The 13,188-nt window shown below is 71.1% G+C and carries 12 protein-coding genes; 5 read left to right on the top strand and 7 right to left on the bottom strand.

The window, feature by feature from the left end:
* Positions 1-297 precede the first annotated feature (297 nt).
* Together ACZ6NZ_RS20295 and ACZ6NZ_RS20290 are read right to left on the bottom strand one after the other, a co-directional pair.
* Positions 298-1,470, bottom strand: coding sequence for a zinc-dependent alcohol dehydrogenase (locus tag ACZ6NZ_RS20295; RefSeq protein ID WP_465859548.1), 1,173 nt, complete (start codon positions 1,468-1,470; stop codon positions 298-300).
* Positions 1,471-1,499: 29 nt separating this feature from the next.
* Positions 1,500-2,450 carry an SRPBCC family protein gene (locus ACZ6NZ_RS20290; RefSeq protein ID WP_465859547.1) on the bottom strand — a complete coding sequence of 317 codons (951 nt, stop codon included), beginning with the start codon at positions 2,448-2,450 and terminating at the stop codon, positions 1,500-1,502.
* Between the two features lie 239 nt (positions 2,451-2,689).
* Between ACZ6NZ_RS20290 and ACZ6NZ_RS20285 the strand changes: the two genes are divergently transcribed.
* From ACZ6NZ_RS20285 to ACZ6NZ_RS20275, 3 genes are all read left to right on the top strand, one after another.
* Positions 2,690-3,700, top strand: a complete 1,011-nt coding sequence (locus tag ACZ6NZ_RS20285) for a carboxypeptidase-like regulatory domain-containing protein (protein WP_465859546.1) — start codon at positions 2,690-2,692, stop codon at positions 3,698-3,700.
* A gap of 176 nt (positions 3,701-3,876) precedes the next feature.
* Positions 3,877-4,239 (top strand): SCP2 sterol-binding domain-containing protein, encoded by a 363-nt coding sequence (locus ACZ6NZ_RS20280; protein WP_366611149.1) that lies wholly within the window; start codon positions 3,877-3,879, stop codon positions 4,237-4,239.
* Positions 4,240-4,242: 3 nt separating this feature from the next.
* Positions 4,243-6,309, top strand: coding sequence for an amylo-alpha-1,6-glucosidase (locus ACZ6NZ_RS20275; protein WP_465859545.1), 2,067 nt, complete (start codon positions 4,243-4,245; stop codon positions 6,307-6,309).
* Here ACZ6NZ_RS20275 and ACZ6NZ_RS20270 read toward each other — a convergent pair.
* Positions 6,302-6,838: a hypothetical protein gene (locus ACZ6NZ_RS20270; RefSeq protein ID WP_465859544.1), complete on the bottom strand. Its 537-nt coding sequence runs from the start codon at positions 6,836-6,838 to the stop codon at positions 6,302-6,304. The two genes, ACZ6NZ_RS20275 and ACZ6NZ_RS20270, sit on opposite strands and share 8 nt — an antisense overlap.
* Before the next feature lie 87 nt (positions 6,839-6,925).
* Positions 6,926-7,879, bottom strand: a complete 954-nt coding sequence (locus tag ACZ6NZ_RS20265; protein WP_465859543.1) for a helix-turn-helix domain-containing protein — start codon at positions 7,877-7,879, stop codon at positions 6,926-6,928.
* 94 nt (positions 7,880-7,973) lie between these two features.
* Between ACZ6NZ_RS20265 and ACZ6NZ_RS20260 the strand changes: the two genes are divergently transcribed.
* Positions 7,974-8,984, top strand: coding sequence for an NAD(P)H-binding protein (locus tag ACZ6NZ_RS20260; protein ID WP_465859542.1), 1,011 nt, complete (start codon positions 7,974-7,976; stop codon positions 8,982-8,984).
* 248 nt (positions 8,985-9,232) lie between these two features.
* The gene (locus ACZ6NZ_RS20255) at positions 9,233-10,741 is read left to right on the top strand and encodes a DUF1996 domain-containing protein (protein ID WP_465859541.1); all 1,509 of its coding nucleotides are present in this window, start codon (positions 9,233-9,235) and stop codon (positions 10,739-10,741) included.
* A gap of 82 nt (positions 10,742-10,823) precedes the next feature.
* Here ACZ6NZ_RS20255 and ACZ6NZ_RS20250 read toward each other — a convergent pair whose 3' ends face one another.
* From ACZ6NZ_RS20250 to ACZ6NZ_RS20240, 3 genes are all read right to left on the bottom strand, one after another.
* The gene (locus ACZ6NZ_RS20250; protein ID WP_465859540.1) at positions 10,824-11,321 is read right to left on the bottom strand and encodes a hypothetical protein; all 498 of its coding nucleotides are present in this window, start codon (positions 11,319-11,321) and stop codon (positions 10,824-10,826) included.
* A gap of 80 nt (positions 11,322-11,401) precedes the next feature.
* Positions 11,402-12,412 carry a HEAT repeat domain-containing protein gene (locus tag ACZ6NZ_RS20245; protein ID WP_465859539.1) on the bottom strand — a complete coding sequence of 337 codons (1,011 nt, stop codon included), beginning with the start codon at positions 12,410-12,412 and terminating at the stop codon, positions 11,402-11,404.
* A 6-nt stretch (positions 12,413-12,418) separates the two neighbouring features.
* A complete protein-coding gene (locus tag ACZ6NZ_RS20240) occupies positions 12,419-13,087 on the bottom strand; it encodes a HEAT repeat domain-containing protein (protein WP_465859538.1) in 669 nt (222 codons plus the stop codon).
* Between the last annotated feature and the right edge of the window lie 101 nt (positions 13,088-13,188).

Genomic DNA, 13,188 nt, shown 5'->3' with positions numbered 1-13,188 from the left:
GTGGTCGGCTCCTTTGGAGCTGAATCGTTGACGACATCACCCCTAGCCCAGCCCGCCCGACCTCGGCCCAGCCAGCCCGGCCGACCTCGGCCCAGCCCACCCCGGCCGACCTCGGCCCAGCCCAATCGGCCGACCCCACCTCGGCCCAGACCAGCTCGGCCCAGCCCCACCCCACCTCGGCCCAGCCGCCGGACTCTCCGGCAGAGGCAGCCGAGCCAGCCGGGCTGAATCGCTTGCGACATCAGCTCCAAAGGACAGCGCGCGAAGAACTCCCCCGCCGGCAGACCTAAGCCCCGGTCAGACCTTGAGCAGCACCTTCGTGCAGTCGTCCTGCTTCTTCTGGAAGATCTTGTAGCCCTTCGGTGCGTCACGCAGCGGCATCCGGTGGCTGACGATGAAGCTCGGGTCGATCTCGCCACGCTGGATGCGCTCCAGCAGCGGCCGGGTGTAGCGCTGGACGTGACACTGTCCGGTGCGCATGATCAGCGAGCGGTTCATGAACGCGCCCATCGGGAATTTGTCGACAAAACCGCCGTACGCGCCGACGACCGAGACCACCCCGCCGGAGCGGCAGGAGAGGATCGCCTGCCGGAGCGCGAACGGTCGTTCCGTCTCGACGCGCGCGGCCTGCTTGGCCCGGTCGTACGCGTACATGGCGGCGTTGCCGTGGTGGCCCTCCAGGCCCACCGCGTCGATACACGCGTCGGGGCCCCGGCCGGCGGTCATCTCGTTGAGGGTGTCCAGGACGTCGACGTCCTCGTAGTTGATCGTCTCGGCGTCGATGTGCTCCTCGGCCAGCCGCAGCCGGTACGGGAACCGGTCGATGACGATCACCCGCTCCGCGCCGAGCAACCGGGCGCTGGCCGCGGCGAGCAACCCGACCGGCCCGGCGCCCCAGACGGCGATGACCTGCCCGGGTTTGATGTCGCACATCTCGGCGCCCATGTAGCCGGTCGGGAACACGTCGGCCAGCATGACCGCCTGGTCGTCGCTGATCTCGTCGGGCACCTTGACCGGGCCGACGTCGGCGAACGGCACCCGGGCGTACTCGGCCTGGCCACCGGCGTAGCCGCCGAGCAGGTGCGAGTAGCCGAAGATGCCGGCCGGCGAGTGCCCCATGATCTTCTCGGCGATGCCGGCGTTCGGGTTGGAGTTCTCGCAGACCGAGTAGAGGCCGCGCTGGCAGGACGAGCAGTGCCCGCAGGCGATCGGGAAGGGCACCACCACCCGGTCGCCGGGGGCGAGGTTGCGGACCTGCGGGCCCACCTCGACCACCTCGCCCATGAACTCGTGGCCGAGGATGTCGCCCTTGCGCATCGCGGGAATGTAGCCGTGGTACAGGTGCAGGTCGGAGCCGCAGATCGCGGTGGTGCTGATCCGGACGATCGCGTCCCGCGCGTTCATGATCTTCGGGTCGGGTACGTCGATGACCTTGACGCTGTCGGTGCCCATCCAGGCGGTGGCCTTCATCAGCGGTCCCTTTCGGAGAGCTCGGGCGGTCAGCGGCGGGACGCGGGCAGCGGCTGGGCGGGTCGCTGCATGGCCTGCTGGCGTACGGAGATGCCGTTGGGGCTGCCCTCGGAGCGGACCACCTCGCCGGTCTCCAGCACCTGCTTGAACCGGCGCAGGTCGTCGCGAACCTGCTGCTCGGGTTCCTCGCCGAAGAGTTTCGCCACCGCTCGGCCGAGCGCGCCGGCCGGTGGCGCGTAACGCAGCTCCACCCGTACCTCGGTCCCCCGGTCGCCGGGCGCGGGCACGAAGCGGACCCGGCCGGCGTTGGGCACCCGGGTCCCCGGCAGCGACCGCCAGGTGATCGACTTGTTCGGCTGGTCGTCGATGATCTCGGCGTCCCACTCGACGCGGTGCCCGGCCGGACCACGGGCGATCCAGTGCGACCGGCGCAGGTCGTCGGCGCGGACGGACTCCAGGTGTGCCATGAACCGGGGCAGGTTCTCCATGTCCCGCCAGAACCGGTACGCCTCGGCGGGCGACCGGTTCACCGTCACCGCGATCTCCATCCGGATCACCCGCGCGCGGGCCCGTCGCGCCTGGCCGAGGCGGATGGCGGCGAGCCCGTCGACGGCGGTGATACCGGCGATGGCGAGAGTGGTCAGCGCGACGCGGCGGCGGCGTTCACCGCCGCGGTCGGTGAGGGCTCGCCCGAGCAGTGTGAGGTCCATGGCGTCGCCGACCACCCGGCTCCAGGCCCAGCCGGCCGGACGGCGGCCGCTGAGCAGGCCCGCGGCGCTGCCCAGCTCCCGCAGGCCGATGGCGGCCAGCACGGACCGCGCGGCCGGGGAGTCGTCCACACCGGTCAGTCGCGCGACGGGTCCGGGGGCGACGAGCGCGCCGACTCCCAGGGCCAGGCTCAGCAGGCCGAGCGTACTCGGCAGCGTCGCCGGCACCGGCCCGTCCAGCTCCGGCAGGAGCACAGTGTCGACACGACTCATGTCCGGTCCCTTTCCGGTGGGCGACGCCGCTGGTGCGGCCGGACGGCGGTGGTTCCGCCCCCGTGACGCTATGCGGTACCCGTGCCCTCTGCCCCATTTTCGGGCATAACGCGGCATTCGCCCGGCCCGAGCGAGTTGTCTGGCCACCTCAGTCAGGATCGCGACATTGACCGAAATGGATCAGCTACCGACCGTTAGCGTCTGCTCACCACCGCCACGACACCGGAGGGACCACGCCCGTGAGCCGCACACTCCTGCGCCACCTGACCGCCACCGTCGCCGTCGCGCTGCTCGTCGTGGAGGCCGCCGCGCCGGCCTACGCGCGTACCCCCGGGTCGGTGTCCTCCGGCACCGTTCGCACCGTGGTGCGGGACGCGGCGACCGGCGCGCCGGTCCCCCGGGTCTGCGCCGCGCTCGTCCCGGTGGACGCCGCGGCCCTGGCGGCGGTCACCCTCGGGGAGGACCAGCTCGGCCGGGGCGGGGGTTGCTCCGACGACCAGGGCGTCCTGGTGACCAGCGAGGTCGCCCCCGGCGGGTACCGGCTGCTGGTCCACGCCATCTACCCACCGGGGTACGGCTGGCAGTGGGTCGGCCGGCACGGCGGCACCGGCGAGCGCGAGCGGGCGTACGTGGTCCAGGTCCGCCCCGGTGCGGTGGCCAGCGCGCCGACCGTCCGACTCGACCCGGCGGGCACCGTCGTCGGGGTGGTGACGGACGCGGCGACCGGTGCGCCGGTGCCGCGCGCGCGGGTGATGGTCGTGCCCTACGTGACGGACCCGAAGAACGACGACCACGGCCCCATGACCGACGAGGAGGGCCGTTACACGATCACCGGCCTCGGCCCGTACCACTGGCCGGTGCAGTTCGCCGCGAACGGGCTGGCCACCGTGTGGTCCGGTGGGGCGGGCACCCGGGCGCAGGCGCGGACGGTGCGGGTCCGCGCCGGGCAGACCGCAACCCTGAACCAGGCGCTGCCCGCCGGGACACCGCTGACCGGGGCGGTGCTGGTCGACGAGCTGCTCACCTACGCGCAGGTGCTCGCGTTCGACGCGGCCACCGGGGACCTGGCGGGCGTGGCCGATGTCGGCTACGGGTACGCCCTGCGCCTGCTCCCCGGTCAGCGGGTGAAGCTGCGCTGCGACTGCGCGTACGCCCCGCCGGTCTGGCACCGCGACGCGGCCGGCTTCGACGCCGCGACCGCCGTGCGGGTCCGCCGGGCGCCGGTCGTGGTGGACTTCAACCTCGACTGACCCGGATTCCGGCCGGCCGCCGGCCGCCGGCACCGATCCGATCTCCGAGCTCACCGCCGACGCGACCAGCTGGACCCACGTCTCGCTCGCTCCCGAAAAGGCGGCTCCACCTGGCGTTAGGAGTGCGCGGCAGCGGGTAGCCGCCATCCGCTCTGACCAGCGTCCGAGGAGGTGGGATGTCGGAGACCAGCGCCTTCTTCCAGCGGTTGACGGTCGCTGGCCAGGATCCACGGTTCAGCAAGGTCTCTGGCAGCGTGCGATTCGACATCGGCGACGACGACAACCTGGAGCAGTGGCTGCTGGACATCGATCATGGCCGGATGCGGGTGACCCGAAGCGGCGCCCCCGCCACCACCGTGATTCGGGTGTCCGCGCAGCTCGCGGAGGCGATGGCACGGGGTGAGGTGAACGGGCTCGCGGCGCTCACCCGGGGCGAGATCATGGTCGACGGCGATCTCGCCCTGGCGTTGCGCCTCGGGCGGCTGTTTCCGCGAGAGCCCGCCCGGCTTCAGCGCGAGGATCCCGACAGTGGGACGTGACCGATGAGGGACATCGCTGGCACCGTGGCGTGCATCGACGGGAACACCTTCATGGTGTCCGACGCCAGCGGCGACGTGGAGTCGTCCCCGAGCACCCCGGTCGGCCTCTTCGCCGCTGACACACGCTTCCTGTCCCGGTGGAGGCTCACCGTCAACGGCGAGTGCATGACAGCGTTGTCGGTGGACGACAGCCAGTACTTCGAGGTCACGTTCTTCGCGGTTCCGGGCGCGGCGGTGGACTACGTGGAGGCCGACGTGTCGGCCATTCGGCGCCGGCGCATCGGCCCGGACCTCACCGAGTCACTGACGATCTTCAATTACGGCGAGCGGGACATGACGCTCGACGTACGTCTGGAGGTGGCCGCCGACTTCGCCGACATCTTCGAGATCAAGTTCGACTCCGGGACCAAGAGCGGCGCGCACTACACGCACGTCGGCCCGAACGAGTTGCGCCTGGGCTACCGGCGCGGCACCTACCGACGTGAGGTCGTCGTGTCGGCGAGCGAGCCCGCGCAGTTCGACCCGGGCGGCCTCCGGTTCACGGTCCGGCTGCGCCCCGGGCAGCAGTGGTCGACCCGGTTGCAGGCCGTCATGCTGGCGTTGCGTCCGGACGGCGTCGACCTGCGCGCCGCCCTGCGCGCCCAACGGCCGGACGAATCCACCCTGCCTGCCAGCGTGCGGGCCTGGGTCGCGGCGGCCCCGACCCTGGACACCGAGAGCGTCGGCCTCCAGCAGGTGTACCACCGCAGCCTGGTGGACCTGGCGGCGGTGCGCTTCGCCCCGCTCTCGCTCAGCGGCGCGAGCGTACCCGCGGCCGGGTTGCCCTGGTTCATGACCCTGTTCGGCCGCGACAGCCTGTTGACCTGCCTGCAGACCCTGCCCGTCACCCCGTCGCTGACCCCACCGACGCTGCGTATCCTCGCGTCGCTGCAGGGTGTCCGGACCGACGACGTGCTGGAGGAGGACCCGGGCCGGATTCTGCACGAGTTGCGGTACGGGGAGTCGGCCGCGTTCGAGGAACAGCCGCACTCGCCCTACTACGGCACCGTGGACGCCACGCCGCTGTTCGTGGTGCTGCTCGACGAGTACGAGCGGTGGAGCGGCGACACCGCGCTGGTGATGGAGCTGGAGCAGGAGGCCCGCGCGGCGCTGGCCTGGATCGACCTGTACGCGGACCTCACCTCCACCGGCTACGTCTGGTACCAGCGACGCAACCGCGCCACCGGCCTGGACAACCAGTGTTGGAAGGACTCCTGGGACAGCATCTCCTACGCTGACGGCCGGCTGCCGGGTTTCCCGAGGGCCACCTGCGAAATCCAGGGGTACGCCTACGACGCGAAGATCCGGGGGGCCCGACTGGCCCGTACCTTCTGGGGTGACCCCGCGTACGCCGAGCGCCTGGAGAGCGAGGCGGCGGCTCTCTTCGACCGGTTCAACCGGGACTTCTGGATTGAGGACCGCGGTTTCTACGCTCTCGCGCTCGACCACGACGGCACCCCAGTGGATGGCCTGTCGTCCAACATCGGGCACCTGTTGTGGAGCGGCATCGTGCCGCCGGAGCGGGCCGAGCGGGTGGTCGAGCACCTGATGGGGCCGGCGCTCTTCTCCGGTTGGGGGGTGCGGACGTTCGCCGAGGGGCAGAGCCGCTACAACCCGCTCGGCTACCACAACGGCACGGTCTGGCCGTTCGACAACTCGTTCATCGCCTGGGGTCTGCGTCGCTACGGGTTCGGCAACGAGGCGGCCCGCGTCGCCGAGGGCATTCTCTCCGCCGCCACCTACTTCGAGGGCCGTCTGCCCGAGGCGTTCGGCGGGTTCGACCGGGACACCACCCGGTTCCCGATCCGGTATCCGACCGCCGGCAGTCCGCAGGCCTGGTCCAGCGGTGCCACCATGCTGCTGGTCCGGACGATGCTCGGCATCAACCCGCACGACGACCACCTGGCCGTGGACCCGGCGCTGCCGTCCGCGTTCGGGCGGATCGCGCTGCTGGACATCCCCGGGCGTTGGGGCAGGCGCGACGCGTTCGCCCGCCAACGCCCGGACAGCGGCGGCAGCCCGGTCAGCTGACGGTGAAGCCGCCGTGGGCGCGCGTCTCGCGCAGCCAGCCGAGCCAGCTCACCCACAGCTCGTCGGTCTCCCACTCGGCGCGCGGGGTGGTCGGCGACGCCTCGTAGAGGACCAACGCCTGCTCGATCTCGGCCCTGCCCACCACCCACGGACCATTGCTCGTCACCTTGAACTCGGGGATCCCCACCTTGCCGGGGCAGGTCTGCGCGGCTGCCGCCCGTTCGGCCGCGTTGTAGGCCTCGCGTCGGCGCTGATCGGAGCGCCAGTCGTCGAAGCTGTCGAACGGCCAGTCCGGAAAGGGCTGCGGCGTTGCCTGGAAGGTCATCCCGGCCCACCGCATGCGTTCCCGGCAGAACGCCATGCCGGCGATGTTCAGCGCGAACTGGTAGGCGACGGCGAGCGACGAGTACTCCTGGTAGCACTGTGGCCAGTTGCCGCACGCCCCGTCCACATCCATGCACGCTTCGGCGTGGGCGCGAGCGGTCGCGGCGGGCTCGGGCAGATCGACGTACTCGAAGCTGTAGCCCATCAGGTCCCCCGACCACCGGCAGAGCAGGAGTCTGGCATTCTGCCCGACGCCGAGGAGCGACGCCGTCCGCCCGTACCCGGTCAGGACTCAGCCGTCGGCGGACCTGGTGGCCCGGAAGGTGCGCCGGTACGCGTCCGGGGGCACGCCGACGGTGCGGTGGAAGTGTCGACGCAGTGTCGCGGCGGTGCCCACACCGGCCGCCTCGGCGACGGCCTCGATGCTGTCGTCGGTGTTCTCCAGCAACTCCTGGGCACGGCGGATCCGCTGCGTCGACAGCCACAGCAGTGGGGTGGTGCCGGTGGCCGATCGGAAGTGGCGGGCCAGGTTGCGTGAGCTCATGTTCGCCTGCCGGGCCAGGTCCTCGACGGTCAGCGGCCGGTTCAGGCGGGCCAGGGCCCAGGGCAGCAGGGTGGCCAAGGGGTGGTCGTCCCGGGCGGGTACCGGGGTGGTGACGTACTGGGCCTGACCACCGGCGCGGTGCGGTGGCACGACGAGGCGGCGGGCGACGGCGTTGGCGACGATCGAGCCGTGGTCGCGGCGGATCAAATGTAGGCACAGGTCGATCGCGGCGGCCTTCCCGGCGGAGGCGAGCACGGTGCCGTTGTCGACGTAGAGCACGTCCGGGTCGACGCGGACCCGGGGATAGCGGGCGGCCAGGGCCTGGGTGTGGGCCCAGTGGGTGGTGGCCCGCTGCCCGTCGAGCACCCCGGCGGCGGCCAGCACGAACGCGCCGGTGCACAGCGAGACCATCCGGGCGCCCGCCAGGTGGGCCGCGCGGACCGCGTCGAGCAGGTCGGTGGGTACGTCCGCGTCGATGTCCTCGACCGACGGGATGATCACGGTGTCGGCGCGGGCGAGGCGTTCCAGCCCGTCGTCGGGCGCCAGCAGGAAGCGGCCGACCCGGACGGGGCCGGGACCGCAGATAGCCACGTCGTACCAGGGATCGGCCCGGCCGGAGGGGTCGTGGGCGAAGACCTCGCAGGCAAGGGCCAGCTCGAAGTGGAGCATCCCGTCGGTGGCGGCGATCGCGACAAGGGCCATGTCCGAAAGTGTACGAGGGTTGGCGTTCCCGACACTGGCCGGTCGCTGGACGCTGCGGGAGGCTGGGCCCAGTCGATCTTTCAAGGGGGCAGCGATGGGTTACCGCGTGGCGGTGTTCGGGGCGTACGGGCACACCGGACGGTTCGTGATGACGGAGCTGCGTGAGCGCGGGTTCGGTGCACTGCCGGTGGGCCGTGACCCGCGCCGGCTGGCGGCGTTCGGGCTCGACTACCGGGTGGCGTCGGTCGACGATCCGGCCTCGCTCGACGCGGCGCTGGCCGGCGTGGACGCGGTCATCAACTGCGCGGGCCCGTTCGCGTCGACCGCCGCCGGTGTGATCGAGGCCGCGCTGCGCGGCGGGATCCCGTACGTGGACGTGGCGGCCGAGATCGAGGCCAACCTCGACACGTTCACCCACTTCACCGAACCCGCCCGGGCCGCCGGCGTCGCGGTGGTCCCGGCGATGGCCTTCTTCGGCGGGCTCGGTGACCTGCTCGCGACGACGGCGATGGGCGACTGGACGTCGGCCGACGAGGCGCACGTCGCGTACGGACTGAGTAGCTGGCACCCGACGGCCGGGACGGTCGCCGCGGGCGTCGTCTCCCGCGAGCGCCGCGCCGGCCGCCGGGTCCGCTACACCGGCAGCCGGTTGGAGTACCAATCCGGCGGGGACCTGCCGAGGATGGACTGGGACTTCCCCGCGCCGTTGGGTCGCCGCAGCGTCCTCGGGGAGTTCAGCATGGCCGACGTCGTCACCATCCCCCGTCACCTGGTCATTCCCGAGGTCCGCACCTACATGACCGTCGACGCCGCCAGCGACCTGACCGCCGCGGCGGCACCGGTCGCGGTCGACGGGCAGGGCCGGTCCGCGCAGACGTTCACGGTTGACGTCATCGTGCGTCGCGGCGACGAGCGCCGCCGGGTCGTGGCCAGTGGCCGGGACATCTACGCCGTCAGTGCGCCCCTGGCCGTGGAAGCGGTCGGCCGCGTCCTCGATGGTCGGACGAGGACCAGCGGCGTCGCCCCCGCCGGCGAGATGTTCGACGCGCCCGACTTCCTGCGCGCGCTGTCGCCGGCCATCCGCGTCGAAGCGGTCAGCGGCTGAGACCGAGAATTCGCCCACAATTCGTTACTCGAAATTCGTAATCATCGCACCACAACCAGGCGGCAGGACTTAAAGGAAACTTAAGGCTGGACGAGCGAAAAATTGTCATCCGCAGCCTTCGCGCCGGCGGCCAGGGCTCTTGTCTACCGGCCTCCTTAATTCTTTCCCCGCGAGTTGAAGAGGGCCTCTGACGTGCACATACTCCTTCCGACAGAGCTTCACCGTCGACTCGAAGGAAACCACTGGTAATGCGGACTCCCCCCGCGCACGTCGCACCGCCGGACCGGGCGCGAAAGCGCCGCCGCCTCGCCCGCGTCACGCTCGCCTCCGCTGTCGTCGCCGCGCTTGCCGGCAGCGGCATCTACATCGCCGGCGCCCAGGCCGAAGAGGTCGCCGTGCCCGGCCGGGTGCAGGCAGAGTCCTACGCGGCACAGTCCGGTGCGCAGACCGAGGGCACCGGCGACGCCGACGGCGGCCGCAACGTCGGCTGGCTGGCCAGCGGCGACTGGCTGCGCTACGACGGTGTGTCGGTGACCGGCGTCGACCTGACGGCCCGGGTCGCCTCGCACAACACCGCCGGCGGCACCGTCGAGTTGCGCCTCGGCGCGCAGGACGGCCCACTGCTGGCCGGCTTCCCGATCGCCCAGACCGGCGGTTGGCAGAAGTGGACGACCGTCACCGCGAAGGCGTCAGCCGTGCCGTCCGGCGCGCAGACCGTCTTCGCGGTCATGAAGAGCGCCTCAACGTCGGACTTCGTGAACCTGAACTGGTTCACGTTCGGCCCCGCGAAGGGCACGTCGCCCAGCGCGTCGGCCACGGCGAGCACCTCGGCCGCCCCTTCGGCCACGCCGAGTGCCACCGCGTCCGCGTCCCCGTCGACGTCCGTCCCGCCGAGCCCGCCGGCCGGCGGCTGGGTGCCCGTCGACCAGGCGAAGTGGAGCCGGGAACTGGCCGCCTTCAACGCCATCAAGCCGAAGACGGTGCCGCCGGGCACCACCCGGGTGCCGGAATTCCACACCGACTGCGGCGTCGCGAACTCGGCCCCGGACGATCCGATCGTCCTGCCTGGTCTCGCCGGCGCCTCGCACATGCACACCTTCTTCGGCCCGAAGATCGACGCCTTCACCACGACGGACAAACTGTTCGACGCGGCGAACACCTGCAACGCCCCCGGGGACAAGAGCGCCTACTGGGTCCCGGAGCTGCGCAAGGACGGCAAGGCCGTGCCGATCAAGAGCATGCGCATCTACTACGGCTCGCGGGTCAAGGACCCGTCGACCGTCAAGCCCTTCCCGCCGGGTCTGGTGGTGGTCGAGGGCGACGCCAAGCGGCAGGTGGACACTCCGAAGAATGCCGGTAGCAACCAGTTCTGGTGCGCGGGCAGCGCCGAGGTCGGCCGCAGCGCGGACGGCAACTGGCCGAAGTGCGCCCCCGGTGGCAACCTGATCTTCCAGCTCGTGTTCAAGGACTGCTGGGACGGCAAGAACATCGACTCACCCGATCACAAGTCGCACATGGGCGACCCGGTGAACGGTGTCTGCACCGGGAAGTACCCGGTGGCCGTGCCGGATCTCTCCTTCATGGTCAACTACGAGTCGCTGGGCGGTGACGGTCTCAGCCTCTCCTCCGGCAAGCCGTCGTCCATGCACGGCGACTTCATGAACGCCTGGGAGCCGGAGCACCTCGGCGACCTGGTGAAGTCCTGCCTCAACCAGAACGCCAAGTGCGGCATCGACACGACATTCGCCGGCGGCTGACCGTCGCCCGCGCCGCGACGGCCCCCACGCTCAGGCGTGGGGGCCGTCGTTCACCGCACCCGGTGCGACCGGGTTTCGACGGTCAGATGACCAGCGTGAAACCCGCCGCCTTGCACGCGGCGGAGATGTCCTTGCCGGCCTTCTCGAAGGCCGGGTTCTCGGCGGCGGTCGCCGGGTCCGCCGCGGCCGCGGCCTTGGCCGCCTCCGCGCCGAACGCCCGCAGGGCCGTGGCCACCTTGCCGTCGCCGGTCGCGGCGACCGCGGCGATCTTCTTGTCCAGGTCGTTCAGGATCTTCTGGTAATCCGCCGCCGACGGCTCGCCGGTCATGGCGACCTTCACCAGCTCGGCTTTCATCTCCTCGCTGACCTTCTTCGCCGACTCACAGAGTTCCTTGTCGCTGGCGGCGCCCGCCGCGGGTGACGAGGCCGCAGCGGAGGTGGCGACCGCGGACGGGGCTGCGGAGGTGGGAGCGGGCGTGGCGGATCCGGCGGTCGTCGCCTTGTCGGCGTCGCCGCAGGCGGCAAGGGTCGTCGAAACGGCAAGGATCAACATGGCGGAGGCAAGACGCAAAGATTTCACGGACGCGGACGATAGCCGAAGTCCAAACGATGATCAATTCGCTCGGCGTTCCGTTCCCTCGGTGGTTCCACAGTGTCTGGTCAGGGTGAGGCCACGTCGCGGAGCGCGAGGATGGAGGTCGCCGTCAGTGCGACGGCGCGGTCCTGATCATGCGACAGGTCCGTGAGGGCGCGTACGGCGGTGCTTCCCGGGATGTCCGCCATCGCCTCGGTCAGCCGTCTCCGTGCGGACGGTGCGACGCCGCTCTTCCCAAGACAGGCAACCAGCCGGGTCGCAATCTGGTCTGCCAGCGCGGGATCGGCCGCCAGCAGGCTCAACGCGTCGGCAGCGTCGACATCCTTGGTCTCCTCGACAACCATGTCGATCAACGTGGGAAGCGCGTCCGCCACACCGCGCGCGCCAAGCGCCAGAGCCGCGTACCCGCGGACCACGATGTCGGGGTGCGCGAGGGCGTCCCGCAGCACGTCGGTCGCCGCGGCGTGCGGGATCTCGGCCACGGACTGGACGGCGCGCCTGCGTACCTCGGCCTCCGGTGAGCCGAGCCCGTTGGTCAGCAGCGCCAACCCGCTGTCGCCGGACTGCGCCAGCGCCCAGCGCAGCGCTCCGGCGACATTCGGGTCCGACTCATTCAGCACCGCCTCGACAAGTGCCTCCACCGGCGCCGGCCCCTCACCGACCGAGGAGAGGGCGGCGCGTTGGCGGGTACCCGAGCTGTCCGACCCCAGAGCCCGCAGGAGTGTCACCACCTGGAGGACGTCCTGCCAGTCGGAGGGGTTCGCATCACCGATCCGACGGAGTCGGGTGAGCAACTCCATCTCGTCCGTGATGCGCAGTCGCGTCCGCCGGATGAGGTCCTTGACGAGTTCGGCGGGGGTGAAGCCGGGATCGTCGAGCGCGCGGCGGACGTCACGTAGCGACAGGCCCAGCGACCGCAGGCTCTCGACCTGGAAGATCATCCGGACGTCTTCGCTGGTGTACTCGCGATAGCCGGAACCGGTGCGACCGGTGGGCCGGATCAGCCCGAGCGCGTCGTAATGCCTGAGCATGCGGGCGCTGACCCCGGACCGCCGCGCCACCTCACCGATCAACACCTGGTGTCATCCCTTCGTGCCCGTCGGGCCGAGGGCGACGACGCGCTTCGCCGCCTCGATCGCGAACTCGAACCCGGCATCCGGATCCTGCATGAGACGTTGGGTGGCGACCGCGTGCGTGCGTACGCGCGGGTCGAGATCCGCCATCGCGGCACGCAGGATCGGCATGGCCACCTCGCCGAGCGCGATCAGCGCCCGGCTCAGACTCAACTGCATCTCACGCCCTCCCCGCCCGAGCTGCGTCGACAACACAGCGGCCAACTCGGGCTCCGCACCGAAGGGTACGAGCGCGACCGCCGCGCGCCAGGCGCTGCGTGCCACCTCGCCGTCGGCGTCGGTCAGCAGCGCCAGGGTGATCGCCGGCCAGGCCCTCCGGTCTCCGATCTTGGACAGCGTGTGCAAAGCCTGACTTCGGGCCTGCGCGCGCTCCGAGCGGAGCTCGTCGATGAGCTTCGCGACGGTCAGTGCGGGTGGGTGGCGCAGCAGCGCCCAGGTGAGCATCTCGCGTACGGAGAAGTCGGGCTCGACCGCGCATCGCTCGATGAGCGTGTCGACGAGCTGCGGGTCCGGATTCGTGCCGACCGCCAGCGCCGCGCGCAGTCGCACCGAAGCCTCGCTGCTCTCCAGCCCGCGGGAGACCCTCGTCGCGTTCATGTCCTGTACCGGCCTGGTCATCAGATCACCTCTTCGACCCCAGTGAAGGCCTTGTCACTGTGTCAAGGTCAACCCGTCCTGTTACTCGCGGTGGCGAACGAGCAGCGGCGATGTCACCGTCG

The sequence above is a fragment of the Micromonospora sp. NPDC047756 genome (assembly GCF_055587245.1).
This window is presented reverse-complemented; position numbering and strand designations above follow the sequence as displayed.

What these genes read in the sequence shown, in the direction of transcription:
- ACZ6NZ_RS20295 (WP_465859548.1), bottom strand. Translation starts at nt 1,470, where the DNA reads ATGAAGGCCACCGCCTGGATGGGCACCGACAGCGTCAAGGTCATCGAC.
- ACZ6NZ_RS20290 (WP_465859547.1), bottom strand. Translation starts at nt 2,450, where the DNA reads ATGAGTCGTGTCGACACTGTGCTCCTGCCGGAGCTGGACGGGCCGGTG.
- ACZ6NZ_RS20280 (WP_366611149.1), top strand. Translation starts at nt 3,877, where the DNA reads ATGTCGGAGACCAGCGCCTTCTTCCAGCGGTTGACGGTCGCTGGCCAG.
- ACZ6NZ_RS20275 (WP_465859545.1), top strand. Translation starts at nt 4,243, where the DNA reads ATGAGGGACATCGCTGGCACCGTGGCGTGCATCGACGGGAACACCTTC.
- ACZ6NZ_RS20270 (WP_465859544.1), bottom strand. Translation starts at nt 6,838, where the DNA reads ATGGGCTACAGCTTCGAGTACGTCGATCTGCCCGAGCCCGCCGCGACC.
- ACZ6NZ_RS20265 (WP_465859543.1), bottom strand. Translation starts at nt 7,879, where the DNA reads ATGGCCCTTGTCGCGATCGCCGCCACCGACGGGATGCTCCACTTCGAG.
- ACZ6NZ_RS20260 (WP_465859542.1), top strand. Translation starts at nt 7,974, where the DNA reads ATGGGTTACCGCGTGGCGGTGTTCGGGGCGTACGGGCACACCGGACGG.
- ACZ6NZ_RS20255 (WP_465859541.1), top strand. Translation starts at nt 9,233, where the DNA reads ATGCGGACTCCCCCCGCGCACGTCGCACCGCCGGACCGGGCGCGAAAG.
- ACZ6NZ_RS20240 (WP_465859538.1), bottom strand. Translation starts at nt 13,087, where the DNA reads ATGACCAGGCCGGTACAGGACATGAACGCGACGAGGGTCTCCCGCGGG.